Raw genomic sequence first — 23,810 nt, forward strand, 5'->3', positions numbered from 1 at the left:
GAAATCACACCGCCACGAGCCGGACCCGCTCGCCGCACAGCTTGGCCATGTCGTCAATATCGGAAGTCAGCATGACCACGGGGCGGTGCTGTCGCAGCGCGGCCTCGGCGACGGCCGCATCGATCGCGTACTTGTGTCCGTGCAACCCGGCATTCATCAGCAACTTCGAGGCAGCCCTCGCCTCCTCGTCACCGACCGGGACGACCCGCAGCCCGGAAAGCACCCAGTTCAGGCGTGACTTGTTCGTACGGGCGTGGACTGCCTCGATGATGGTGAGCGCACTGATCACGACCTCCATGCCACGCGAGCGCGCCTCAGCGATCAGAGCCACCACCTGTTCTTCGTCAGCGAGCAGCTTCGCGAGTCCCTCGCTGTCGAGGACGAGCGTCCCCTCGTGACTCAGCCTGCGGCGGGCCACTCGGCCTCCTCGGCGAACACCTCGTCGAAGACCTGCCGCGCCCGCTGACGAGCCGTCTCGGAGACCGGCCCCTTGCGGCTCTCGTAGTCCGCCAGGTACTCGTCCAGGACCTGCCCGCGCAGCTCACGCTCGACCGCCTCCGCGATGAACGCGGAGAACTCCCGCTTACCCACCCGAGCCCGGATCGCCTCCGCAGTCCCCTCCGGCAGCGACAAGCTCACCCGCGTCGCTGGCCCTTCCCCGATGCTGTACGTCGCCTCAGCCATGCCCCGATTGTGTCAAACGAGTAGGAAAAGCGCCACGTCAGCACTACCTCACAGCTCGGTCAGCGCCCCGCGCACACAAATTCCAGCACGGGCACCCCCATCCCATCCAGCGCGAATCCAGCACGGTAGGGATGAGCAGGGGTGATGACAGGTGACGACAGGTCAGGAAATCCAGCACCTATCCAGCACGGTAAAAATAAAGGGGCCTGACCCTGAAGAGTCAGACCCCATTTGACCTGCATGTTTGCCAGATCGGTGAAGTGGTGGTAAGCCACACGCTACACGTTGAAGCGGAACTCCACCACGTCGCCGTCCTGCATGACGTACTCCTTGCCCTCCATGCGGGCGCGGCCCTTGGCGCGGGCCTCGGCGACGGAGCCGGCCTCGACGAGGTCGCCGAAGGAGATGACCTCGGCCTTGATGAAGCCCTTCTGGAAGTCCGTGTGAATCACGCCGGCCGCCTCGGGCGCGGTGGCGCCCTTCTTGATGGTCCAGGCGCGGGTCTCCTTGGGACCGGCGGTCAGGTAGGTCTGCAGACCGAGGGTGTTGAAGCCGACGTGGGCGAGGGTGGCCAGGCCCGGCTCCTCGGCGCCGACGGACTGGAGGAGCTCCATCGCGTCTTCCTCGTCGAGCTCGGCGAGATCCGCCTCCAGCTTGGCGTTGAGGAAGATCGCCTCGGCCGGGGCGACCAGCGCGCGCTGCTCGGCCTTGAAGGCGTCGTCGGTCAGCTCGTCCTCGTCGACGTTGAAGACGTAGAGGAACGGCTTGGTGGTGAGCAGGTGCAGGTCGTGCAGGAGCTCGTTGCGCTCGGTGCCCTGGACGATGCCCTGGGAGAAGAGGGTGTCGCCGCGCTCCAGGATCTCCTTGGCCTCCTCGACGGCCTTGACCTTCGGGGCGATGTCCTTCTTGATCCGCGACTCCTTCTGGAGGCGCGGCAGGACCTTCTCGATGGTCTGGAGGTCGGCGAGGATCAGCTCGGTGTTGATCGTCTCGATGTCGTCCTTCGGCGAGACCTTGCCGTCGACGTGGACGACGTTCTCGTCCTTGAAGGCGCGGATGACCTGGCAGATCGCGTCGGACTCGCGGATGTTCGCGAGGAACTTGTTGCCCAGGCCCTCACCCTCGCTCGCGCCGCGGACGATGCCGGCGATGTCGACGAAGTCGACCGTCGCCGGGAGGATCCGGGCGGAGCCGAAGATCTCGGCCAGCTTCGCCAGGCGCGGGTCGGGGACACCGACGACGCCCACGTTGGGCTCGATCGTGGCGAACGGGTAGTTGGCCGCCAGCACGTCGTTCTTGGTCAGGGCGTTGAACAGGGTCGACTTGCCGACATTCGGCAGACCGACGATTCCGATCGTGAGCGACACGTTGCGACTTCCCGTTACGTGAGGTGAAGGGGCGGGCGGGCCTGAAGGGGCCGATCCCCCAGTCTACGGCGTGCGCGACGGGGCACCCGTCTCCTGTCGAACATCAGACCAGTGCCGCCCCTGGGCGTGTCATTAGGGCTATTCAGCACATAAACAGACCTAGGTTGTGCGAGTGGAGCATCACAGGACGACGGGAACCTCACGGTCGGCCGCCCGGCCCGGTCCGGCACCGCGGCGCGACACCCGCACCGCGCTGCCCCCGCAGGCCCGCGGCGCCGGCTCCGGGAACGATCGGCGGGCGCCGCGGCCACGCGGGCCGCACGGCGCGCAACCGCTCCCCTCGAACGCTCGCTCGGCGTCCGCCGCCGCCGCGATGCCCGCCGGGGCGGCGATGGGCGCCCGGGCGGGTGCACGCGGCACCGCGGCCGGTCGGGCCGGGCAGGCGATGACCGGGCTGGCGGCGTGGAGCGCGCGGGCGGCGGAGTCGGCACGCGGGTCCCGCGTGCCGTTGATCGCCGCCACGGCGGCCCGCGGCTCGGCGGCCGCGCGGGCGATACGGCGCTTCCCCAACCCCCGGCTCACCGGGCTCGGCTGCGGCCTGTTCTGCGCCGCCGCCATGGTCACCCTCGGGCTGCTGAGCATGCTGCTCGGCGGATCACTCACGGTCTACGGGCTGCTGTTCCTGCCGGTCAGCCTGCTCACGGCGGTCTGGGTGCGGCCCGGCGACCTGCTGACCGCGCCGATCATCGGACCGATCGCGTACGCGCTGGGCCTGCTGTTCATCGCCGACGGCAGCGGGGTCGGCGGACAGGCGATGGGGTACTTCACGGCGCTGGCCACGGGGGCGGGGTGGCTGTACGGCGGCGTACTGATCACCGGCCTCACGGCGACGGGACGGTGGCTCCACCACACGTCCACGCCCTCGCACCGCGAGGGCTGACCCCGCCCCACGGGCCGGGCGGGGGTGCGGGTGCGGACGGCCGCCGCCCGCACCCCCGCCCCCTCCCCGCACCCGCCCTCAGCCGCGTCGCTGCGCGGCGTACATCGCCGCACCCACGATCCCCGCGTTGTTCTGCAGCCCCGCCGGCACGATCTCCGCCCGCACCTTGGTGATCAGCGGCAGGAACTTCTCCGCCTTGCGGCTGACCCCGCCGCCCACCACGAACAGCTCCGGCGAGAACAGCATCTCCACGTGGCGGAGGTACTTCTCCACCCGGCGCGCCCAGTGCTCCCAGGACAGGTCGCCGTCCTCGCGGGCCTTGTGGGACGCACGGGTCTCCGCGTCGTGCCCGTTCAGCTCCAGGTGGCCGAGTTCCGTGTTGGGGACCAGCACCCCGTCCCGGAAGACCGCGCTGCCGATTCCGGTGCCGAAGGTCAGCACGATGACCGTGCCCTTGCGTCCCTGTCCGGCGCCGAAGTTCATCTCGGCTACGCCCGCCGCGTCGGCGTCGTTGACCACGGTGACGGGGATGCCGCCCAGCCGCTCGCCGAGGAGCGCGGCGGCGTCCGTGTCGACCCACTGCTTGTCGACGTTGGCCGCGGTGCGGATGGTGGAGGCGTCGGTGACCACGCCGGGGAAGGTCACCCCGACGGGCCCGTGCCAGTTGAAGTGGTCGACGACCTGCCGGACGCACTCCGCCACGTCGTCAGGGGTCGAGGGCTGCGGAGTCAGCACCTTGTGCCGCTCGGCGGCCAGGTCACCCACCGCAAGGTCCACGGGCGCGCCCTTGATCCCGGAACCGCCGATGTCCACACCGAAGATCTGCATGACACCACGCTACGACGCGCGGCACAGCGTCACCGCTCCAAGGGGATGCGCGACCGGCGCGAAGGGCGTGAAGGGCGCGAAACTCCGCCGGCCCGCGCCGTCGAAACGCCGCGGGCCCGCACCGGGCAGGGTGCGGGCCCGCGGAACGGGGTCAGGCCTGGGCGCCGCCGCCGGTCCGCTCGGCGACCAGCGCGGCCGCCTCCTCGCGGAGGTCACGCCGCAGCTCCTTGGGCAGTGAGAAGGTGATCGACTCCTCGGCCGCCTTCACGATCTCCACGTCCTCGAAACCACGCTGCGACAGCCACTCGAGCACCTGCTCCACCAGCACGTCCGGCACCGAGGCGCCCGAGGTCACGCCGACCGTGGAGACGCCGTCCAGCCAGCCCTCCTCGATCTCGTCGGCGAAGTCGACCAGGTAGGCGGCAGCGGATCCGGCCAGCTTGGCGACCTCGACCAGGCGCTTGGAGTTCGAGGAGTTGCGCGAGCCGACCACGATGACCAGCTCCGCCTGGGCGCCCATCTCCTTGACGGCCAGCTGACGGTTCTGCGTGGCGTAGCAGATGTCGTCGCTGGGCGGCGAGATCAGCTGGGGGAACTTCTCCTTGAGCGCGCCGACCGTCTCCATCGTCTCGTCGACCGAGAGCGTGGTCTGGGAGAGCCAGACCACCTTCGACGGGTCGCGGACCTCCACCTTGGCGACGTCCTCGGGACCGTCGACCAGCTGGATGTGGTCGGGGGCCTCGCCGGAGGTGCCGATGACCTCCTCGTGGCCCTCGTGGCCGATCAGCAGGATGTCGTAGTCCTCGTCGGCGAACCGGACGGCCTCCTTGTGCACCTTGGTGACCAGGGGGCAGGTGGCGTCGATGGTGGCGAGCCGGCCGGCCGCGGCCTCGTCGTGCACGGTCGGGGCGACGCCGTGGGCGGAGAACATCACGATGTTGCCGGGCGGCACCTCGTCCGTCTGCTCGACGAAGATCGCGCCTTTCTTCTCGAGCGTCTGCACCACGTACTTGTTGTGGACGATCTCGTGACGGACGTAGATCGGGGCCCCGTACTGTTCCAGGGCCTTCTCCACGGCGATCACTGCGCGGTCGACACCGGCGCAGTAGCCGCGGGGAGAGGCGAGCAGGACACGGCGGCGGCCAGGAGAGTCGGTCATGAGCCCCATCGTACGGGCCGCCACCTCCCCGCCGGTCGGGTGCAGGGCGGGGTGTGCCCCGGATGTGCCGCCGGGGCAGCCGATCCCGGGCACACCCCCCTGCGCACCCACCGGCAACCACCGGCGCCCACCGGCGCCCACGGGCAGCCGCCGGCAGGCAGCGGCAGGCACCGGCCGTGCGGGGCTGGGCCGTCCTGTCGTAGGGGGCCGTTACGCTCGGGCGCATGGCTGTGAACACGACCCCCGAGGCGCCGCTGCCCGTCGGCCAGGTGTCGCGGTTGATCGGCGGCTGGATCGACCGGCTCGGCGCGGTCTGGGTGGAGGGGCAGATCACCCAGCTGTCACGGCGCCCCGGCGCGGGCGTGGTCTTCATGACGCTGCGCGACCCGTCGCACGACATCTCGGTCAAGGTCACCTGCTACCGGCAGGTCTTCGACGCGGTGGCGGACATCGTCGGCGAGGGCGCCCGGGTGCTCGTGCACGCCAAGCCGGAGTGGTACGCGCCCCGCGGCGAGCTGTCGCTGCGGGCGGCGGAGATCCGGCCCGTGGGCATGGGCGAGCTGCTGGCGCGGCTGGAGCAGCTGAAGAAGAGCCTGGCCGCGGAGGGGCTGTTCGCGGCGGACCGGAAGAAGCCGCTGCCGTTCCTGCCGCAGCTGATCGGGCTGGTCTGCGGCCGGGCCTCGGCGGCCGAGCGCGACGTCCTGGAGAACGCCCGCCGCCGCTGGCCCGCGGTCCGTTTCGAGGTCCGCAACGTCGCCGTCCAGGGCGTGCACGCCGTGCCCCAGGTGGTGCGGGCGGTGCGCGAGCTGGACGCCATGGAGGAGGTCGACGTCATCGTGGTGGCGCGCGGCGGCGGCAGCGTGGAGGACCTGCTGCCGTTCTCCGACGAGGAGCTGGTCCGCACGGTCGCCGGCTGCCGCACGCCGGTGGTGTCCGCGATCGGCCACGAGCCGGACACCCCGCTTCTCGACCACGTCGCCGACCTGCGGGCCTCCACGCCGACCGACGCCGCGAAGAAGGTGGTGCCGGACGTCGGCGAGGAGGCCGAGCGGGTGCGCCAGCTGCGCGACCGGGCGCGGCGGTGCGTGGACACGCTGGTCGCCCGCGAGGAGCGCGGCCTGCAGAACGCGCTGGCCAGGCCGGTGATACAGGACCCGCACCGGATGATCGACGACCGTGCCGAGCAGGTGGGCGCGCTGGCCGACCGCGCCCGGCGCACCCTGGGGCACCTGCTGGACCGGGCGGAGTCCGAGCTGAGCCACACCCACGCCCGCGTGGTGGCCCTCTCCCCCGCGCAGACCCTGCGCCGCGGCTACGCGGTGCTCCAGCGCGCCGACGGGCAGGTCGTCCGCGACCCGGCCGAGACGTCGGCGGGCGAGCCGCTGCGGGCCCGCGTCGCCGGCGGCGAGTTCACGGTCGTACGGGCCGGTCCCGAAGGCCCTGACAGCACCACCCACACCCAAGCACGAGGACGGACGGAATGAGCAGCATGGCCGACGAACAGTCCGCCGGGGCGACCGAGGCCGGCAAGGCGATGCTCGGTTACGAGCAGGCGCGGGACGAGCTGATCGAGGTGGTCCGGCGGCTGGAGGCGGGCGGCACCTCGCTGGAGGAGTCGCTGGCGCTCTGGGAGCGCGGCGAGGAGCTCGCCAAGGTGTGCCGCCGCTGGCTGGAGGGCGCCCGCAAGCGTCTTGACGCGGCGCTGGCCGGTGAGGAGGGCGACGGGAACCCGGAGGACTGAGCGCGGGGCCGCCACTACAGGGGCCCGCACGCCTGCGCGAGGGCGGTTATTTGAAATTTCAACCTCTTCGGTCCTACAGTGGCACCGTTCCCCCACCGGATCCCGAAAAGGCTGACGCATGTCTCTCGCTCTTGACCCCGCCGCCCAGGACCTGCTGTTCCGCGAGGCGCACACCGCCCAGAAGTTCTCCTCCGAGCCGGTGACCGAGGAGCAGCTGAGGGCGATCCACGACCTGGTCAAGTTCGGCCCGACGGCCTTCAACCAGTCGCCGCTGCGGGTGACGCTGGTCCAGTCACCCGAGGCCCGCGAGCGCCTGGTGGCGCTGCTCTCGGACGGCAACAAGGCGAAGACCGCCTCCGCGCCGGTCACGGCGATCCTGTCCGCCGACGCCGAGTTCCACGAGGAGCTCGACGTGCTGCTCCCGGCGATCCCCGGCGCCAAGGACCTGTTCTTCGCCGAGCGCCCGGTCCGCGAGCGCTCCGCTCTCTCCAACGCGCAGCTGCAGGCCGCGTACTTCATCATCGGCGTCCGCGCCGCCGGTCTGGCCGCCGGCCCGATGACCGGCGGTGACATGGAGGGCATCCGCAAGGAGTTCCTCGGCGACGACCACCTGCCGCTGATGGTGGTCAACATCGGCCGGATCGCCGAGGAGGAGGGCGCCCACTACCCGCGCGCCCCGCGCCTGTCCTACGAGCAGGTCTTCACCACCGTCTGAGCGACGGCTCCGACGGCCCCGACGGCAGCGGCGGACCGGGCGGCGATGCCGCGCCGCCTCCCCTCCCCTCCGCTCCCGTGAGGTGAGACGAAAGGCCCCCCGCGCACGACGCGGGGGGGCCCTCTCGCGTTCCGGCCGGCCGCCTACTCGGCGGGCTTCGGCTCGGTCCGCAGCGCCTCGGCCATCGCGGTGAGGTCCTCGATGCCGCCGCTGCCGGTCACCACGGTGGTGACGCCCTCCTCCTGGAGGACCAGACCGTCGTAGCGCTCGCCCTCGTAGCGGACCCAGTCGCGGCCGGCCACGCTCACGGTGCCCTTCTTCGCGGCGCCCTGGGTGGCGTCCTCGACGAACTCGGACGGCTCCTGCGTCGACTGCTCCAGCGCCACGTAGCCGCCGTCCGGGTCGGCGAATCCCAGGTGCCAGCGCGCGTTCTCGGCGCGGTAGCGCACCGACGTCGCCGTCCAGCTCTCCGGCAGGCCCTCCGGGGCCGCCACCGGGTACGGCGCGGCACGGCGCGCCGTCAGGAGCTCGACCCGGTAGTCCACCCGCTTCGGCTCCGGCACGGTGTCGTCGTGCGGGACGAAGAGGTAGATCACGCCCGCCGCGAGGAGAATGAGGCCCAGGGAGAGAACCATGTCCCGGACCGACTGCTTGCCTGTCATACCTGCCACGCCCCTATCGTCGCAGGTACCCGTCGCGCTCATCCGTGGGGTCCTCTGCTCATAATTTCACCCGGGGGTTAGAGTCAAGGGCGAACGACCCTCATCCGGCCGTCGTCGTACAGGGAAGGTGCGCTCCGATGACCGAGCACAATCTGCTGCCGTCCGAACTCGAGGTCCCGTCCGAAGCCCCGGACCGCAACCTGGCCCTGGAACTGGTCCGGGTCACCGAGGCCGCCGCCATGGCGGCGGGCCGCTGGGTGGGCCGCGGTGACAAGAACGGCGCCGACGGCGCCGCGGTGCGCGCCATGCGCACCCTCGTCTCGACCGTCTCGATGAACGGCGTCGTCGTCATCGGCGAGGGCGAGAAGGACGAGGCCCCGATGCTGTTCAACGGTGAGCGGGTGGGCGACGGCACCGGCCCCGAGTGCGACATCGCCGTCGACCCCATCGACGGGACCACGCTCACCGCCAAGGGCATGACCAACGCGATCTCCGTGCTGGCCGCCGCCGACCGGGGCTCGATGTTCGACCCGTCCGCGGTCTTCTACATGGACAAGCTGGTCACCGGCCCGGAGGCGGCCGACTTCGTCGACATCAACGCCCCGGTGTCGGTGAACATCCGCCGGGTCGCCAAGGCCAAGCGGTCCACGCCCGAGGGCGTCACCGTGGTCATCCTGGACCGCCCCCGGCACCAGCAGCTGATCCAGGAGGTCCGGGAGACCGGCGCCCGGATAAAGCTGATCACCGACGGCGACGTGGCCGGCTCCATCCTCGCCCTGCGCGAGGGCACCGGCATCGACCTGCTGCTGGGCATCGGCGGCACGCCGGAGGGCATCATCTCGGCCTGCGCGGTGAAGTGCCTGGGCGGCACCATCCAGGGCAAGCTCTGGCCGAAGGACGACGAGGAACGCGAGCGGGCGATCGCGGCCGGCCACGACCTCGACCGGGTGCTGACCACCGACGACCTGGTCTCCGGCGACAACGTGTTCTTCGTGGCCACCGGCATCACCGACGGCGAACTGCTGCGCGGTGTGCGGTACCGCTCGGAGACGGCGACGACCTCGTCGATCGTGATGCGCTCCAAGTCCGGCACGGTGCGGGAGATCCACTCCGAGCACCGCTTGAGCAAGCTCCGGGCGTACAGCCAGATCGACTTCGACCGGGCCAAGTAGCCCGGCGGGGACCGTTCGACCCAGGCACGGGCACGGGCACGGGCACGCGACGGGCTCGACGGGTACGGCAGCAGACCGAGGGCGCTTCCGGTGCGGCGGAGGCGCCCTTCGGCGTCCCAGGCGTCACAGGCCCCGCAGAACGGCCCCGCGCCCCGCGGCCCCCGTGGCCGCCCGGCCCCCGCGGCGCCGCGGACGGTCAGCCCGCCGCCGCTATACGCCCTCCGGCCGCGGAACGCGCCGCCTTCTGGAGCTCGATCTCCCGGCGCCGGCGGCGGGCCAGCACCAGACGGCGCTCGGCGGCCGTCAGCCCGCCCCAGACGCCGTAGGGCTCCGGCTGCAGCAGGGCGTGCTCCCGGCACTCCACCATCACCGGACAGCGCGCACAGACCCGCTTGGCCGCCTCCTCACGGGACAGCCGGGCGGCCGTGGGCTCCTTGGACGGTGCGAAGAACAGGCCTGCCTCGTCCCTGCGGCAGACCGCGTCGGTGTGCCAGGGAGCCTCCTGGTCGCGGTCCCTCCGGGCGCTCCGAGTGGCCGGGACCGGGGGGACCTGTGCGACCTTGGTGACCTGCAGGGACGAACGCGTGTGCTGCGGCACGGTCTACTCCTGACGAAGGCTTCGCGAGCGAGCGGCGATGCGTCAAGCACTACCCCTCGCGCACGCGCCGTATGCACCGCGTACACGCCTCGCGACGGAGCGCGGCGGTCACAACTCCCTTGACGGGGAACCGAGATGCCCGCCGTCGGAGGGCCCGCCCGAAGGCCCGCCCGAGTGCCCGCCCGAAGGCCCGCTCCCCAGGTGCCGGCTCCCCGCGTACCCGCCCCCGAGGTGCTTGCGCAGGGACCTGTCCACGCGCCGGTGCACCCGGTCCAGGATGTCGGCCACCCTGCTTCCGCGACGCGGCTGCGCCTCGACGCTCCCGAGGACGGCCCAGCCGTCCACATACACCACCGGGGCGTTGGAGTCCTCGGCGTCGGCCGCGTCCACCTCGAAGCTGCCGAGGACGCCGCCGCCGGTGCCGCGCAGGGTGACGTTCTCCGGCACGTACACCTCGACGCTGCCGAAGACCGAGACCGCCTTCACCGTCACCTGCTGGTGCTCGAAGACCGCCTCGCTGAGGTCGATCTCGACGCTGCCGAATATCGCGTACGCGTTGATCCGCCGGCCCGCCCGCCACCGCCCGGTCCGGGAGGCGGCGCTGAATATCGCCGCGACGTTCTCGCCCGCCACGGGAAGCGTCTCCAGGTCCAGCGGCGTGGGGGACGCGGAGGCGGAGTGGGAGCCCCGCCCTGCGGGCAGGTCCCGGACGAACGCCTCGAGCTCGCCGACGGTACGGGCGGCGAGGACGCCCTCGACCCGCTCTCCATGCTCCTCCGGCGTGAGCCGGCCCTCGGCGACGGCCTCGCGCAGCTGGTCCACGACGCGATCCCGCTCGGCGTCGGACGCGCGCAGCTCGGGGTTCTTGTGAAGGTCCACGTACGGAGCGTAGCAGTCGCGATGTATCGCGACCACCCCTCGTGAGGGCGAAATCACCGACGGGCCCCACCGCTCATACGCGCGCCCACCCTGTCAAGCGAGCCTTACCTCACAGCGGCGGCCCTCCGGGCACGTTCTACGCTGGTGGGCGCTGGCTATCTTTCGAGTGAGGAATGGCGAGATGCCTGAGTTCGCGTACACCGATCTGCTCCCCACCGGAGAGGACACCACGCCCTACCGGCTGGTGACCTCCGAGGGCGTGTCGACCTTCGAGGCCGACGGACGCACGTTCCTCAAGGTGGAGCCGGAGGCGCTGCGCAAGCTCGCCGAGGAGGCCGTCCACGACATCCAGCACTACCTGCGGCCCGACCACCTCGCCCAGCTCCGGAAGATCCTCGACGACCCCGAGGCGTCCGCCAACGACAAGTTCGTCGCCCTGGACCTGCTGAAGAACGCGAACATCGCCGCCGCGGGCGTCCTGCCCATGTGCCAGGACACCGGCACGGCGATCGTGATGGGCAAGCGCGGCCAGAACGTGCTCACCGAGGGCGGCGACGAGGAGGCCCTCTCCCGTGGCATCTACGACGCGTACCAGAACCTCAACCTGCGCTACTCGCAGATGGCTCCGCTCACCATGTGGGAGGAGAAGAACACCGGCTCCAACCTGCCCGCCCAGATCGAGCTGTACGCGACCGACGGCGGCGCCTACAAGTTCCTCTTCATGGCCAAGGGCGGCGGTTCCGCCAACAAGTCGTTCCTCTTCCAGGAGACCAAGGCGGTCCTCAACGAGGCCTCCATGATGAAGTTCCTGGAGGAGAAGATCCGCTCGCTGGGCACCGCGGCCTGCCCGCCGTACCACCTGGCGATCGTGGTCGGCGGCACCTCCGCCGAGTTCGCGCTGAAGACCGCGAAGTACGCCTCGGCGCACTACCTGGACGGCATGCCCACCGAGGGATCCGTCCTGGGCCACGGCTTCCGCGACACCGAGCTGGAGGAGAAGGTCTTCGAGCTCACCCGTGAGCTCGGCATCGGCGCCCAGTTCGGCGGCAAGTACTTCTGCCACGACGTCCGCGTCATCCGCCTCCCCCGGCACGGCGCGTCCTGCCCCGTCGCGCTCGCGGTCTCCTGCTCCGCCGACCGCCAGGCCGTCGCGAAGATCACCGCCGAGGGCGTCTTCCTGGAGCAGCTGGAGAAGGACCCGGCGCGCTTCCTCCCGGACACCACCGAGGCGGACCTCATCCAGTCCGGCGACGTCGTCAAGATCGACCTCAACCGGCCGATGGACGAGATCCTCGCCGAGCTGACCAAGCACCCGGTGAAGACCCGCCTCTCGCTCACCGGTCCGCTGGTCGTCGCCCGCGACATCGCGCACGCCAAGATCAAGGAGCGCCTGGACGCCGGTGAGGGCATGCCGCAGTACCTGAAGGACCACCCGGTGTACTACGCCGGTCCCGCGAAGACCCCCGAGGGCTTCGCCTCCGGCTCCTTCGGCCCCACCACGGCCGGCCGGATGGACTCCTACGTCGAACAGTTCCAGGCGGCGGGCGGCTCCAAGGTGATGCTGGCCAAGGGCAACCGCTCGCAGCAGGTCACCGACGCGTGCGGCGCGCACGGCGGCTTCTACCTGGGCTCAATCGGCGGCCCCGCCGCCCGCCTGGCGCAGGACTGCATCAAGAAGGTCGAGGTCCTGGAGTACGAGGAGCTCGGCATGGAGGCGGTCTGGCGGATCGAGGTCGAGGACTTCCCGGCGTTCGTCGTGGTGGACGACAAGGGCAACGACTTCTTCCAGAACCCGGCCCCCGCGCCCACCTTCACCTCCATCCCGGTCCGCGGCCCCGGTCTCTGACCCAGGACACCGGGTGCGGCGTGACCACGGCCGGGCCGTGGTCACGCCGCACCGCCGGATCAGGCGTCCCTCACGCGCACCGCCGGATCAGGCGTCCGTCACGCGAACCGCTGGTTCGCCGCGCCGGTGCAGCTCTGCAGCACCAGGTTGGCGGTGGCCGACGGCAGCGTCACGCACAGCCCGGTGGCCGAGGCGGGCCGCAGGGTGCCGCTCTGCCGGACGAACCGCTGGTTGGCGGCGCCGTGGCAGTCCCACAGGACCAGCCGCGCGCCCGCCGCGACGGTGCCGCCGCGGACGTCGAGGCAGCGGTCGTGGGAGAGCGCGCTGTGGACGGTCCCGCGCGAGCCGTCGTGCCACCAGTCCTGGTTGCGCCCGCCGTGGCAGCCGTAGCCGGTGACCGCGGTGTCGTTGCGGCTGGACACGTTGGCGGCGTCCGCGCAGGTGCCGGTCGCCTCGTTGCGCAGCGGACGGAACATGTCGTCCCAGGCGCCGTCGATCACCTGGACCCCGGCCGTGCCCGCCGGGTCCGCGCAGCTGCCCTCGCGCGCGGTGGAGCCGTAGAACTGCCGGAAGCACTCGGCGAAGGCCGTGTGGCCGCGGTAGTTGGGGTGGAAGGACTGCCGCACCGCGTTCTCGTCCGGCGGGAACGGGTTGGCGGCGACGGTCAGACCGCGCACCCAGGTCTCCTCCATGCAGACCTCGTGGCCGTGGAAGAGCCGCGAGTTGTCCAGGTAGTGCGCGCCGCTGAGCTTGGCGGCCTGCCGGATGCCGCGCTCGAACGACGGCACCGCCGCGTTCCGCGCCCAGGCGAGGTCCTCGTCGGCCAGGGTGCAGCCGCCGGGCAGCTTCCCGGGGAAGTCGGGGTTGTCGCGGATGTCGGGGCCGCCCGGGCTCGGGTAGCCCATCAGCACCATCTTGTAGGCGCCGTCCGCGTAACCCGCGCCGCGCATCACGGTCCTCAGGTCCTCGACGGTCGCGGTGACCTTGGGGACCAGGCCGTCGATGCGGTCCTGCCAGCCGGCCTCCAGCTCGGGCGAGCAGGGCCCCTGGAGGAGGAACCAGTCCAGCGTGCAGTCGGTGACCACCGGGCCGAACCGCAGGTCGTCGTTGGCACCGACGACCACCACGATCATCTTGACCCTGGTGTTGCGCGCCTTCACCGCCAGGCTGTCGCTCTGGACCAGTTCGTCGGCGTACTGCGGGCTTCCGCCGATGCGCAGGTTGACGGTGCTCGCCCCGGAGCAGGAGACGTTGTAGGTGACGTCGGCGGGGATGCCGGTGCGGTGGATCGCCGCGTCACGGGAACGGTGGCACCAGTTGTCGGGGCCGTCGGTGGGCGACTCGTAGTTGCCCACGCCCTCGCCGGAGATCTCGCTGTCCCCCAGCGAGACCAGCGAGGTCTTGCGCTGGTCGAGCGGCCGCTCCGCGGAGTCGCCGTAGAGCGTGACGGCCTCGGCCGCGCGGACGGCCTCCAGCGGGGCCGGCAGCGGCGTGGACGCGGCCGCCGCCAGCTGCCCGGCCCCCGTGTCCGGCGCGGCGAGGGCGCCGGGGGCGGCGAGCCCCAGCAGCGCGGTGGCCGTCGCCCCGACGACCGCCCCCGTCCGCCTGATGCCCGGTCCGATACCCCACCTGGTGCGCGGTCTGCCGCCGCGCCCGGTCCTGGGTCCTGTACGTCGCACGTCGCCTCCTGAATGGTCCGATGTCCCGATCGGATGTCCCCCTGGGTGTGTACTGGCGGGTAGGCGGGGTTGGGAAGAGGACGAACCGGTCAACCGGTTGGAGGGGATGCGTGCGGCGGACCGGCCGGCGCTCCGGCCGGGCGGAACCCGATGAGGCGGACGAGGAAAGGGACGACGATGACGAGCGGGACGGAACGGGAAGCCGCGGTGGACGGGACCGGGGAGGGCGGGCCCTGGCGGGTCGAGCACGACTCGATGGGCGAGGTGCGGGTCCCCGTCACGGCGCGGTGGCGGGCGCAGACCCAGCGCGCGGTGGAGAACTTCCCCCTGTCCGGGCAGCGCCTGGAGCGCGCCCACATCGAGGCGCTGGCCCGCATCAAGGGCGCCGCCGCCAAGGTCAACGCCGAACTGGGCGTGCTGGACGGCCGGATCGCGGAGGCGGTCCGCGCGGCCGCGGCCGAGGTCGCCGAAGGACGGTGGGACGACCACTTCCCGGTCGACGTCTTCCAGACGGGCTCCGGCACCTCGTCCAACATGAACATGAACGAGGTGCTCGCCACCCTGGCGAGCGAGCGGCTCGGCCGGGACGTCCATCCCAACGACCATGTGAACGCCTCCCAGTCCTCGAACGACGTCTTCCCGTCGTCCCTGCACATCGCGGCCACGGCGGCGGTCACCCGGGACCTGATCCCGGCGCTGGAGCACCTGGCGGCGGCGCTGGAGCGCAAGGCCCAGGAGTTCGCCGACGCGGTGAAGGCGGGCCGGACCCACCTGATGGACGCCACCCCCGTGACCCTCGGGCAGGAGTTCGGCGGCTACGCGGCGCAGATCCGGTACGGCGTGGAGCGGCTGGAGGCCTCGCTGCCGCGGCTCGCTGAACTCCCGCTGGGCGGCACGGCGGTGGGCACCGGCATCAACACCCCGCCCGGATTCTCCACGGCGGTGATCGCCGAGGTGGCGCGGGACACCGGGCTGCCCCTCACCGAGGCGCGGGACCACTTCGAGGCGCAGAGCGCCCGGGACGGCGTGGTGGAGACCAGCGGGCAGCTGCGGACCGTCGCGGTCGGCCTGACCAAGATCTGCAACGACCTGCGCTGGATGTCCTCCGGGCCCCGCACCGGCCTGGCCGAGATCAGCCTGCCCGACCTGCAGCCCGGCTCGTCGATCATGCCGGGCAAGGTCAACCCGGTGGTGCCGGAGGCGGTGCTGATGGTGGCGGCGCAGGTGATCGGCAACGACGCCACGGTGGCCTGGGCGGGCGCGGCAGGCAACTTCGAGCTGAACGTGATGCTGCCGGTGATCGCCAAGAACGTGCTGGAGTCGGTGCGGCTGCTCGCCAACGCCTCCCGGCTGCTGGCCGACCGCACGGTGGACGGGATCGTCGCGCACCGCGAGAGGGCCCTGGAGTACGCCGAGTCCTCCCCGTCGGTGGTCACCCCGCTGAACCGCTACATCGGGTACGAGGAGGCCGCCAAGGTGGCGAAGCGGGCGCTGGCCGAACGCCGCACCATCCGCCAGGTGGTGCTGGAGTGCGGCTACGTGGAGCGCGGGGACCTGACCCTGGAGCAGCTGGACGAGGCGCTGGACGTCCTGCGGATGACCCGCCCCTGACCCGGCCCGGTGCCGAACCGCCGCGGCGCGCGCGTGATGCGCGCCGCAGCGGTGCGCCCGGACCGGCGCCTAGGATCACGGCATGACAGCAGACTGCGGAGCGCAACGGCGGGGCGGAAGCGGGGCGACGGAGCACTGGGCCCCCGGCAGTCACATCCTGTGGCGGTACCGGGAGAACGCCGGAGCCGGCTTCCACATCTGCCGCCCCGTCACCGTGGTCCGCGACGACGCCGACCTGCTGGCGGTGTGGCTGGCCCCCGGCACCGAGTGCGTGCGGCCGGTGCTCGCGGACGGCACGCCGATCCATCAGGAACCGCTGGAGTCCCGCTACACCAAGCCCCGCGCGGCGCGCCGGGACAGGTGGTTCGGGACCGGGGTGCTGAAGCTGGCGCAGCCCGGGCGGCCGTGGTCGGTGTGGCTGTTCTGGGAATCGGGCTGGCGGTTCAAGAACTGGTACGTCAACCTGGAGGAGCCGCTGGCCCGCTGGGCGGGCGGTGTGGACTCCGAGGACCACTTCCTGGACGTGGTGGTGTACCCGGACCGCGGCTGGGACTGGCGCGACGAGGACGAGTTCGCCGAGGCGCAGCGGGTCGGGCTGATGGACGCGGGGACCGCCGCCGGGGTCCGGGAGGCGGGACGGCAGGCGGTGGAGGTCGTCCGGGCCTGGGGCACGCCGTTCTCCGACGGCTGGGAGCACTGGCGGCCCGACCCGGCCTGGAAGGTGCCGTCCCTGCCGGATGACTGGGACCGCACGCCCGCGCACCTCTCCTCGTGAGACCCTTGATGCGCCCTGGGAGCAGAACCGTAGGATCGTCCTCCGGAACGCGCCCGGCGGTCAACGGCGGCTGGTCGAAGCGGGATTGACGACAAGTCGGGCCGGTGCGCGAGGACAGGGAGAGCGGTTCGCGAGGGCAGCGCCGGCGAGGCCGGCGAGCACGGGATTGGCCTTTGGCGGCCCCGGACGGATGGATTCGACACGCGTGACGGAGCACCCCACACCCGACACCCCGGCCTCCGTGCGCCCCGGCGCCGACCCAGGCGCGCCCGGGGGAGGGCCCGCCGCAGGCCCGGCCCGGTCCGCCGCGCCGCGTGACCGGGCGCCCGGACCCGACGGCACCCGGTCCGAGCACAGCCAGCCCGACGGCGGCCCCGGCCCCTCCGACGCCCCGCGTCCGCGTCCCGCCCCGGACTCCATCCCGGCGCAGCCCAAGCCGCCCCGCCGACGGGCCGCCCGGAAGGCCTCCGGACAGAAGGGCAACGGCGGGAAGGGAAACGGCCAAAACGGCCGTTCCGCCCCGGCCGTGAAGACCGCGGCCTCGGCGAAGGCGGCGCCGAACGCGGCGCCGGCGGCCGGCGCGCCCGGCGGCAAGGACCGCCGCAGCGGGCGGGCGACCGGGCCGGGGGCCGGCCCGGTGCCGATGCGCCGGGACGGCGAGCGGCTGCGGTTCATCGGCGCCGCCACACGGCGCATCGCGCGCGGCATGGACCTCGACGAGATCGTGATGGGCCTGTGCCGGGCGACCGTGCCGGCCTTCGCCGACGCCATCCTGGTCCATCTCCGGGAGCCGCTCCCGGTCGGTGACGAGCGCCCCGTCGGCCCGGTGATGCTGCGGCTGCGGCGCACCGACCGCATCCCGCCGGACCGGGTGTCCGGCGCCCCCGACCCGCTGCCCGCGCTGCCCGCGCTCACCACCGGCGAGGCTCCGCCCGCGGAGGTGCGCCCGGGGGGCCCGCTGGACGAGGTGCTGCGCGGTGTCCGCCCGGTCTTCGCGGACACCCCGTCGGCCCGCGACGCCCTCCGCGACCTCCTCGGCGAGGGCTCCGGGGCGTCGGTGGCCACCGGCCAGCACGCGATCCTGGCGCCGCTGCGCGGCCGCCGCCGGGTGATCGGCACGGCGGTGTTCCTGCGCGGCCCGGACCGGATCCCGTTCGAGGGCGACGACCTGCTGGTCGCCGCCCAGCTGGCCACGCACAGCGCGCTGGGCATCGACAAGGCGGTGCTCTACGGCCGCGAGGCGTACATCGCCGACGAGCTCCAGCGCACCATGCTGCCGGAGACGCTGCCCCGTCCGACGGGCGTGCGGCTGGCCTCGCGGTACCTTCCCGCGGCCCAGACGGCCCGGGTCGGCGGCGACTGGTACGACGCCATCCCGCTGCCCGGCAGCCGGGTCGCCCTGGTGGTCGGCGACGTGATGGGCCACTCGATGACCTCCGCCGCCATCATGGGCCAGCTGCGGACGACGGCGCAGACCCTGGCCGGTCTGGATCTGCCGCCGCAGGAGGTGCTGCACCACCTGGACGAGCAGGCGCAGCGGCTGGGCACCGACCGGATGGCGACCTGCCTGTACGCGGTCTACGACCCGGTCGCGCACCGGATAACCGTCGCCAACGCCGGCCATCCGCCGCCGGTGCTCCTGCACCTGGGCGGCCGCGCCGAGGTGCTGGAGGTGCCGCCGGGCGCGCCGATCGGCGTGGGCGGGGTCGACTTCGAGGCCGTCGAGCTGGAGGCGCCGGCGGGGGCGACGCTGCTGCTGTACACCGACGGCCTGGTGGAGTCGCGGCTGCGTGACGTGTGGACCGGGATAGAGCAGCTGAGGGACAAGCTGGAGGCCACCGCGCGGCTCACCGGCTCGGACCACGCCCCGCCGCTGGAGGCGCTCTGCGACGAGGTGCTGGACATGCTGGGCCCGGGCGACCGGGACGACGACATCGCGCTGCTCGCGGCGCGGTTCGACGGCATCGCGCCGAGCGACGTGGCGTCCTGGGAGCTGTACCCGGAGACCGCGGCGCCCGGCCGGGCACGGCGGCTGGCGCGCGCGGCGCTGGACGACTGGGGTCTGGAGGCGCTGACGGACTCGGTGGAGCTGCTGGTCAGCGAGGTCGTCACCAACGCCGTGCGGTACTCGACCCGGCCGATCACGCTGCGGCTGCTGCGCACCGATGTGCTGCGCTGCGAGGTGGTGGACGACGTCCCGCAGCTGCCGCGGCTGCGGCAGGCCCGGGCCACCGACGAGGGCGGCCGGGGCCTGTACCTGGTCAACCGGCTGGCCCGCCGGTGGGGCGCCACGCGTCTGTCGACCGGCAAGGCCGTCTGGTTCGAGCTCAACCACCCTTGACGGGAAAGGGGGCCGGTCCGCCGTGAGGCGGACCGGCCCCCTGCCGTGCCGAGGCCGTGGGGCCGAGGCCCTCCTGTCCCGAGGCCCCCGTGCCGTCCCGCGGCACCGGTGGGCCGCCTCGGAACCCCGGGGGCTACCTCAGGAAGCCGATGCCGTCCTCGGCGGCGGCCGGGTCCTCGTCGTCGCCCGGCGGGCCGCCGGGCCGGGGGTCGGTCGGCGTCTCCTCGGCGGACGGGCGGCCCGGCTGCGACGGGGTCACCGTCTCGGTCGGGGTCTCGGTGGGCGTCTCGGTCGGGGTCTCCGTCGGCGTCCCGCTGGGCGTCGACGACGGCGTCTCGCTCGGGCTCGGCGAGGGCGTCCCGGTGGGCGCCGGCGTCACGGCGGCGCCCTGGTCGGTCTCCAGGTCGAACCGGGCGGAGCCGTCGGTCACGCCGAAGGTGTAGTCGGCCCAGATCTGCGCCGGGTAGCCGCCGCCGTTGATCCGGCCCTTGCCAGGGATGAGCCCGGTGGCGCCGCTGAGCGACGTGTGCTCGTTGTTCTTCGGGTTCTCGCCGAACAGACCGACCGCGGTCACCAGGTCCGGGGTGTAGCCGACGAACCAGGCCGACTGGTTGTCGTCGGAGGTACCCGTCTTGCCCGCCACCTGCTGGCCGGCCCGGGTCGGGTTCTCCCGCACCGAGTAGCGGGCGGTGCCGTCGTCGACCACGCCGGTCAGCACCGAGGTGACGGTGTCGGCGGTGTTCCGGCCGATGGCCTGCTCGCCCACCGGGTCGGGCATCTCGATCTCGGTGCCGTCCTTCTCGGCCTTCTTCACCAGGGCCGGGGTGACCTGCACGCCGTGGTTGGCCAGCGTGGAGTAGGCCCCCGCCATCTCCAGCGGGCTGGAGGTCATGGACCCCAGCGTGAAGGCGGGCAGCGGATCGAGGTCGCCGGTGTCCATGCCGGTCCGCTCGGCGGTCTCCAGCACGTCGCGCATCCCGACGTCCACGCCCATCTGCGCGAACACCGAGTTGACCGACTTGTTCATGGCCGTCTGGACGGGGATGTCGCCGTAGTCGACGCCGTCCTCGTTGGGCGGGGCGAACGGGATGTCGCTGCCGACCACCGGCCGCTCGCTGGTGCCGTCGTAGAGGGTGCCGGCGGTGATCGGCCGCCCGTCCTGGGTGGTCGCGCCCTCCTCCAGGGCCGCGGCGAAGATCAGCGGCTTGAAGGTCGAGGCGGGCTGGAAGTCGGAGCGGGTCGCGTTGCTGAAGTAGTGCTTCAGGTAGTCCTGGCCGCCGTAGAGCGCCACGATCCGCCCGGTCTCCGGGTCCACCGAGACCGCGCCGGCCTGCACCGCGCCGTCGACCTTCCGCTTCTCGGGGTCCAGCTTGCTGGTGAGCTGCTCCTTGACGGAGGCCTCCAGCGCCTTCTGCTTCTTCTTGTCGATGTTGAGGGTGAGGTCCCAGCCCTGGCCCTCGACCTTGGCCTCGGCCTCGGCCGCCGAGATGCCCTCGACGTCCATCAGCTGTCGCTGCAGTTCCTTGTTGGCCTGCTGCACCAGGTAGCCGGCCTGGCCCTCGAGGCCGGCCGCCGGACGCGGCTCCTTCGGCACCGGGAACTTCAGGCCCGAGCGCTCGGAGGCGTCCAGCCACTTCATCTCGACCATGTTGTCGAGGGCGTAGTTCCAGCGTTCCTCGGCGAGCCGCTTGCCGGTCTTCGAGGCGATCGCCCAGTCGTACTGGTTGGGCGCCTGCAGCAGGGCGGCCAGGTAGGCGCCCTGCGCGACGGTGAGTTCCTTGGCGTCGACGCGGTAGTAGGCCTGGGCGGCGGCCTGGATCCCGTAGGCGCCGCGGCCGTAGTAGCTGGTGTTCATGTACCCGGCGAGGATCTCGTCCTTGGACATCTGCCGGTCGACCTTCAGCGCGATGACGACCTCACGCATCTTGCGGGAGACCGTCTGCTCCTGCGTGAGGTAGTAGTTCTTCACGTACTGCTGGGTGATCGTCGAACCGCCCTGCTTGCCCTGGCCCCGCAGGGTGTTGAGCAGGCCGCGGGCGGTGCCCTTGATGTCGACGCCGGGGTCCTTGTAGAAGGTCTTGTTCTCGGCGGCGACGAAGGCGTGCTGGACGCCCTCGGGCACCTCGGAGAGGTCGACGATGTCCCGGTTGACCTCGCCGCGCCGGGCGAGGACGCTGCCGTCGCTGTAGCGGTAGACGTTGCTCTGGCTCTGGGCCAGCGCGTTGCCCTCGTCCGGCACGTCCACGACGAGGTACAGGGCTATGAAGGATCCGATGCCGAGCAGGCAGACACCGAGGAACGTGCCGAGGAGTTTCCGCCAGGTGAAGAACCCGCGTATGCCCCGTCGGCGGCGCGCACGTCGTAGGTCAGCTCGCCCCATGATCCTCTTTCGCCCCGCTTCGTCTCGTTGGTCGCCCTGCGCCCCGGAGGTCTCCCGAAGCATGGCCAGTCCCGAAAGTTAACACCGCACCCTGTGACAAAGGGGTGCCGATCCGGTCTTTTACGGACGTGACAATCAGCACCCGAAACTTTCCGCCCTTACCGCACCAGACGTGTCACCGGCCGGAACGGTTGCCCGGGCCGGTCGGCGGGAGAGGTTTGCCACACCGGTAAATGTGATATCACTTAGATAGAAAGAAGCTAGAGCAGTCAGAGCCGCACAGAAACGGGGGCCTCCATGTCCACGCCTGCCACTCCTCACGCGACCCCTCCGCCGGCCCCCGCGGCCGACGTCCCCGCGATGCCCCGGCCGAGCGTCCGGGAGGTCCCGGCCAACTCCCTCGGCGGTGGGCTGGCCCTGCTGCTCGGGCTGCTCGGCGTGCTGCTCGCCGCCGGTCTCGGCTACCTGGGCGTCGAGCACACCACCGGTGGGACCACGGCCGCGCTCGTCGTGGTGGCGGTGCTGCTGGCGCTGCTCTCGCTGGCCGCGATGGCCGGACTGAACATGGTCGCGCCCGGTGAGGCGCGGGTCGTCCAGCTCTTCGGCCGCTACCGCGGCACGATCCGCGAGGACGGCCTGCGCTGGGTGAACCCGCTCACCACCCGCTCCCGCATCTCCACCCGGGTCCGCAACCACGAGACCGCCGTCCTCAAGGTCAACGACGCCTACGGCAACCCGATCGAGCTGGCCGCGGTGGTCGTCTGGCGGGTCGAGGACACCGCGCAGGCCACGTTCGAGGTCGACGACTTCCTGGAGTTCGTCTCCACCCAGACCGAGGCCGCCGTCCGGCACATCGCGATCGAGTACCCCTACGACGCGCACGGTGACGACGAGCTGTCGCTGCGCGGCAACGCCGAGGAGATCACCGAGAAGCTGGGCCTGGAACTGCACGCCCGGGTCGAGGCGGCCGGCGTCCAGATCATCGAGTCCCGCTTCACGCACCTCGCCTACGCCCCGGAGATCGCCTCCGCGATGCTCCAGCGGCAGCAGGCCGGCGCGGTGGTCGCCGCCCGGCGGCAGATCGTCGACGGGGCGGTCGGCATGGTCGAGTCGGCGCTCGCCCGGATCGCCGAGCAGGACATCGTGGAGCTGGACGAGGAGCGGAAGGCGGCCATGGTCTCCAACCTGATGGTCGTCCTCTGCGGTCACGGCTCGGTGCAGCCGGTCCTCAACACCGGGACCCTGTACCAGTGAGCGACGAGGAGAACCGACCGCCGGCGCCGCCCGGGGAGCCCGCCGGAGAACCCTCCGGGGAGCGGGCCCCCGCGCGGCGCCGGCGGTCGGCGGAGCGCAAGCAGGTCCTGCTGCGGCTGGACCCGCTGGTGCACGACGCGCTGGCGCGGTGGGCGGGAGAGGAGCTGCGCTCCACCAACGCGCAGATCGAGTTCCTGCTGCGCCGCGCGCTGACGGAGGCCGGCCGGCTGCCGAAGGGCACGGGGCCGATGCCGAGGCGGGGGCGGCCCCGCGGGGAGTGACCCCGGCCGGCCGGTGGCTACAGACCGTGCGCGCGGACGACCCGGCGGGTCTGGGCGAAGAGCATGCCGACGTTGACGGCCTTGCGGCAGACGACCACCGCGACCACGTCCTGTTGCTCGGTCATCCTCACGAACAGGTGGGTGAGGTTGTCGCTGTTGACGAGGATCTCCTGGAAGAAGTGGTCGTCGCTCAGGACGCCGCGGCGCTCCTTGAAGAGGTCCTCGATCATCACCACGGTGCGCCCCTGGAAGAGGTCCAGGGTGGCTCCGGCCAGCAGGTCCAGGACCTCCGGCGGGTGGGAGTCGACGGTCTCGTAGGCCAGCAGCATGCCGGTCGCCATGTCGACGACGCCCGCCGCCACGCAGTCGGGCGCCTCGTTGCGCAGGGTCTTGACCAGGCCCGTCACCTGGTCCGAGAAACCCGCCATCGGTCTGGTGGTCATCTTCTTCGGTCACATCCTCGCGCTGGGGGAACGGCTCGTACGGGTGGTGCCGGTCAGGATCGACTCGATCCGGTCGACGGCGGGCAGTACCGCCGCGTTCAGGCGCTCGACGTCGACGCCCTCGTCGCCGAGCACGACCATCAGGGCCGTGTCGCCGACCGCGTAGAAGGCGGCGCAGCCGTGACTGCCGTAGGTCACCGTCCTGCGGAGCACGCCGCGGGCGGTGGCGTCGCTGGTGCGGCGGGCGAGACCGAGGCCCGCGGCGGCGAGGGCGGCGAGGCCTTCCGGCTCGATCGACTCGGCGGTGTCCGCCGCGATCAGCAGTCCGTCGGCGGCGGCCACCACCGTGTCGGTGATGCCGGTCACCCTCCGGCGCAGGTCCTGCATCTCCCTGGCCAACGCCTCGTGGTCCATGGCCCCACTCCCCTGTCCGCCGTCGCCGGTACTCGTCGGTG

Annotated in this window: 23 protein-coding genes; 11 read left to right on the forward strand and 12 right to left on the reverse strand. The window is 72.1% G+C overall.

Annotated features, from left to right (window positions below; genetic code table 11):
* Window positions 1–4 precede the first annotated feature (4 nt).
* From GBN72_RS11085 to ychF, 3 genes are all read right to left on the reverse strand, one after another.
* Window positions 5–418, reverse strand: a complete 414-nt coding sequence (locus GBN72_RS11085; protein WP_151771532.1) for a DNA-binding protein — start codon at window positions 416–418, stop codon at window positions 5–7.
* Entirely contained in the window at window positions 400–684 is a 285-nt protein-coding gene (locus GBN72_RS11090; RefSeq protein ID WP_151771533.1) for a hypothetical protein, read from the reverse strand. The genes GBN72_RS11085 and GBN72_RS11090 overlap by 19 nt, the downstream gene beginning before the upstream one ends.
* A 278-nt stretch (window positions 685–962) precedes the next feature.
* Window positions 963–2,051: a redox-regulated ATPase YchF gene (ychF, locus tag GBN72_RS11095; RefSeq protein ID WP_151771534.1), complete on the reverse strand. Its 1,089-nt coding sequence runs from the start codon at window positions 2,049–2,051 to the stop codon at window positions 963–965.
* Between the two features lie 445 nt (window positions 2,052–2,496).
* Here ychF and GBN72_RS11100 point away from each other — a divergent pair, with 445 nt between their 5' ends.
* Window positions 2,497–2,991 (forward strand): DUF6542 domain-containing protein, encoded by a 495-nt coding sequence (locus GBN72_RS11100; RefSeq protein WP_246212418.1) that lies wholly within the window; start codon window positions 2,497–2,499, stop codon window positions 2,989–2,991.
* 78 nt (window positions 2,992–3,069) lie between these two features.
* On the opposite strand, the gene ppgK is transcribed toward GBN72_RS11100, so the two are convergent.
* Together ppgK and GBN72_RS11110 are read right to left on the reverse strand one after the other, a co-directional pair.
* Window positions 3,070–3,819 (reverse strand): polyphosphate--glucose phosphotransferase, encoded by a 750-nt coding sequence (gene ppgK, locus GBN72_RS11105; protein WP_151771535.1) that lies wholly within the window; start codon window positions 3,817–3,819, stop codon window positions 3,070–3,072.
* Window positions 3,820–3,970: 151 nt separating this feature from the next.
* Window positions 3,971–4,987, reverse strand: a complete 1,017-nt coding sequence (locus GBN72_RS11110; protein WP_151771536.1) for a 4-hydroxy-3-methylbut-2-enyl diphosphate reductase — start codon at window positions 4,985–4,987, stop codon at window positions 3,971–3,973.
* Between the two features lie 215 nt (window positions 4,988–5,202).
* Between GBN72_RS11110 and xseA the strand changes: the two genes are divergently transcribed.
* The 3 genes from xseA to GBN72_RS11125 all read left to right on the forward strand — a co-directional run bounded on the left by xseA (window position 5,203) and on the right by GBN72_RS11125 (window position 7,434).
* Entirely contained in the window at window positions 5,203–6,462 is a 1,260-nt protein-coding gene (xseA, locus tag GBN72_RS11115; protein ID WP_151771537.1) for an exodeoxyribonuclease VII large subunit, read from the forward strand.
* Entirely contained in the window at window positions 6,459–6,719 is a 261-nt protein-coding gene (locus GBN72_RS11120; protein WP_151771538.1) for an exodeoxyribonuclease VII small subunit, read from the forward strand. Before xseA ends, GBN72_RS11120 begins: the two co-directional genes overlap by 4 nt.
* Window positions 6,720–6,837: 118 nt before the next feature.
* Window positions 6,838–7,434: a malonic semialdehyde reductase gene (locus tag GBN72_RS11125; protein ID WP_151771539.1), complete on the forward strand. Its 597-nt coding sequence runs from the start codon at window positions 6,838–6,840 to the stop codon at window positions 7,432–7,434.
* 143 nt (window positions 7,435–7,577) lie between these two features.
* Here the strand turns inward: GBN72_RS11125 and GBN72_RS11130 are convergent, their stop codons facing one another.
* Window positions 7,578–8,105 (reverse strand): DUF4245 domain-containing protein, encoded by a 528-nt coding sequence (locus GBN72_RS11130; protein ID WP_174887108.1) that lies wholly within the window; start codon window positions 8,103–8,105, stop codon window positions 7,578–7,580.
* 128 nt (window positions 8,106–8,233) lie between these two features.
* On the opposite strand from GBN72_RS11130, the gene glpX reads away from it, so the two are divergent.
* Window positions 8,234–9,268: a class II fructose-bisphosphatase gene (gene glpX, locus GBN72_RS11135; protein WP_151771540.1), complete on the forward strand. Its 1,035-nt coding sequence runs from the start codon at window positions 8,234–8,236 to the stop codon at window positions 9,266–9,268.
* A gap of 196 nt (window positions 9,269–9,464) precedes the next feature.
* On the opposite strand, the gene GBN72_RS11140 is transcribed toward glpX, so the two are convergent.
* Window positions 9,465–9,866 (reverse strand): WhiB family transcriptional regulator, encoded by a 402-nt coding sequence (locus GBN72_RS11140; RefSeq protein WP_439959746.1) that lies wholly within the window; start codon window positions 9,864–9,866, stop codon window positions 9,465–9,467.
* Between the two features lie 108 nt (window positions 9,867–9,974).
* Window positions 9,975–10,745 (reverse strand): DUF1707 SHOCT-like domain-containing protein, encoded by a 771-nt coding sequence (locus GBN72_RS11145; RefSeq protein ID WP_151771541.1) that lies wholly within the window; start codon window positions 10,743–10,745, stop codon window positions 9,975–9,977.
* A gap of 181 nt (window positions 10,746–10,926) precedes the next feature.
* On the opposite strand from GBN72_RS11145, the gene GBN72_RS11150 reads away from it, so the two are divergent.
* Complete coding sequence (locus GBN72_RS11150) at window positions 10,927–12,591, forward strand: fumarate hydratase (RefSeq protein ID WP_151771542.1); 1,665 nt, start codon at window positions 10,927–10,929, stop codon at window positions 12,589–12,591.
* A 98-nt stretch (window positions 12,592–12,689) separates the two neighbouring features.
* Here GBN72_RS11150 and GBN72_RS11155 read toward each other — a convergent pair whose 3' ends face one another.
* A complete protein-coding gene (locus tag GBN72_RS11155) occupies window positions 12,690–14,213 on the reverse strand; it encodes a ricin-type beta-trefoil lectin domain protein (RefSeq protein ID WP_151771993.1) in 1,524 nt (507 codons plus the stop codon).
* A 234-nt stretch (window positions 14,214–14,447) separates the two neighbouring features.
* On the opposite strand from GBN72_RS11155, the gene GBN72_RS11160 reads away from it, so the two are divergent.
* The 3 genes from GBN72_RS11160 to GBN72_RS11170 all read left to right on the forward strand — a co-directional run bounded on the left by GBN72_RS11160 (window position 14,448) and on the right by GBN72_RS11170 (window position 18,997).
* On the forward strand, window positions 14,448–15,881 hold the full coding sequence (locus tag GBN72_RS11160; protein ID WP_151771543.1) for a class II fumarate hydratase: 1,434 nt from the start codon (window positions 14,448–14,450) through the stop codon (window positions 15,879–15,881).
* Between the two features lie 82 nt (window positions 15,882–15,963).
* Window positions 15,964–16,656: a cytidylyl-2-hydroxypropylphosphonate hydrolase gene (gene fomD, locus GBN72_RS11165; RefSeq protein ID WP_151771544.1), complete on the forward strand. Its 693-nt coding sequence runs from the start codon at window positions 15,964–15,966 to the stop codon at window positions 16,654–16,656.
* A 190-nt stretch (window positions 16,657–16,846) separates the two neighbouring features.
* Entirely contained in the window at window positions 16,847–18,997 is a 2,151-nt protein-coding gene (locus GBN72_RS11170; protein WP_164540555.1) for an ATP-binding SpoIIE family protein phosphatase, read from the forward strand.
* A gap of 133 nt (window positions 18,998–19,130) precedes the next feature.
* On the opposite strand, the gene GBN72_RS11175 is transcribed toward GBN72_RS11170, so the two are convergent.
* Complete coding sequence (locus tag GBN72_RS11175; RefSeq protein WP_151771546.1) at window positions 19,131–21,377, reverse strand: transglycosylase domain-containing protein; 2,247 nt, start codon at window positions 21,375–21,377, stop codon at window positions 19,131–19,133.
* A 297-nt stretch (window positions 21,378–21,674) separates the two neighbouring features.
* On the opposite strand from GBN72_RS11175, the gene GBN72_RS11180 reads away from it, so the two are divergent.
* A complete protein-coding gene (locus tag GBN72_RS11180) occupies window positions 21,675–22,631 on the forward strand; it encodes an SPFH domain-containing protein (protein WP_151771547.1) in 957 nt (318 codons plus the stop codon).
* Entirely contained in the window at window positions 22,628–22,912 is a 285-nt protein-coding gene (locus tag GBN72_RS11185; RefSeq protein ID WP_246212419.1) for a type II toxin-antitoxin system antitoxin, read from the forward strand. Before GBN72_RS11180 ends, GBN72_RS11185 begins: the two co-directional genes overlap by 4 nt.
* Before the next feature lie 17 nt (window positions 22,913–22,929).
* Here the strand turns inward: GBN72_RS11185 and GBN72_RS11190 are convergent, their stop codons facing one another.
* Both GBN72_RS11190 and GBN72_RS11195 read right to left on the reverse strand, forming a co-directional pair.
* A complete protein-coding gene (locus tag GBN72_RS11190) occupies window positions 22,930–23,355 on the reverse strand; it encodes a hypothetical protein (RefSeq protein WP_151771549.1) in 426 nt (141 codons plus the stop codon).
* 9 nt (window positions 23,356–23,364) lie between these two features.
* A complete protein-coding gene (locus GBN72_RS11195; protein ID WP_174887109.1) occupies window positions 23,365–23,769 on the reverse strand; it encodes a roadblock/LC7 domain-containing protein in 405 nt (134 codons plus the stop codon).
* Window positions 23,770–23,810 lie beyond the last annotated feature (41 nt).

Origin of the sequence: Streptomyces abyssomicinicus (genome assembly GCF_008974245.1) — a bacterium.
Classification (GTDB): Bacteria; Actinomycetota; Actinomycetes; order Streptomycetales; family Streptomycetaceae; genus Streptomyces; species Streptomyces abyssomicinicus.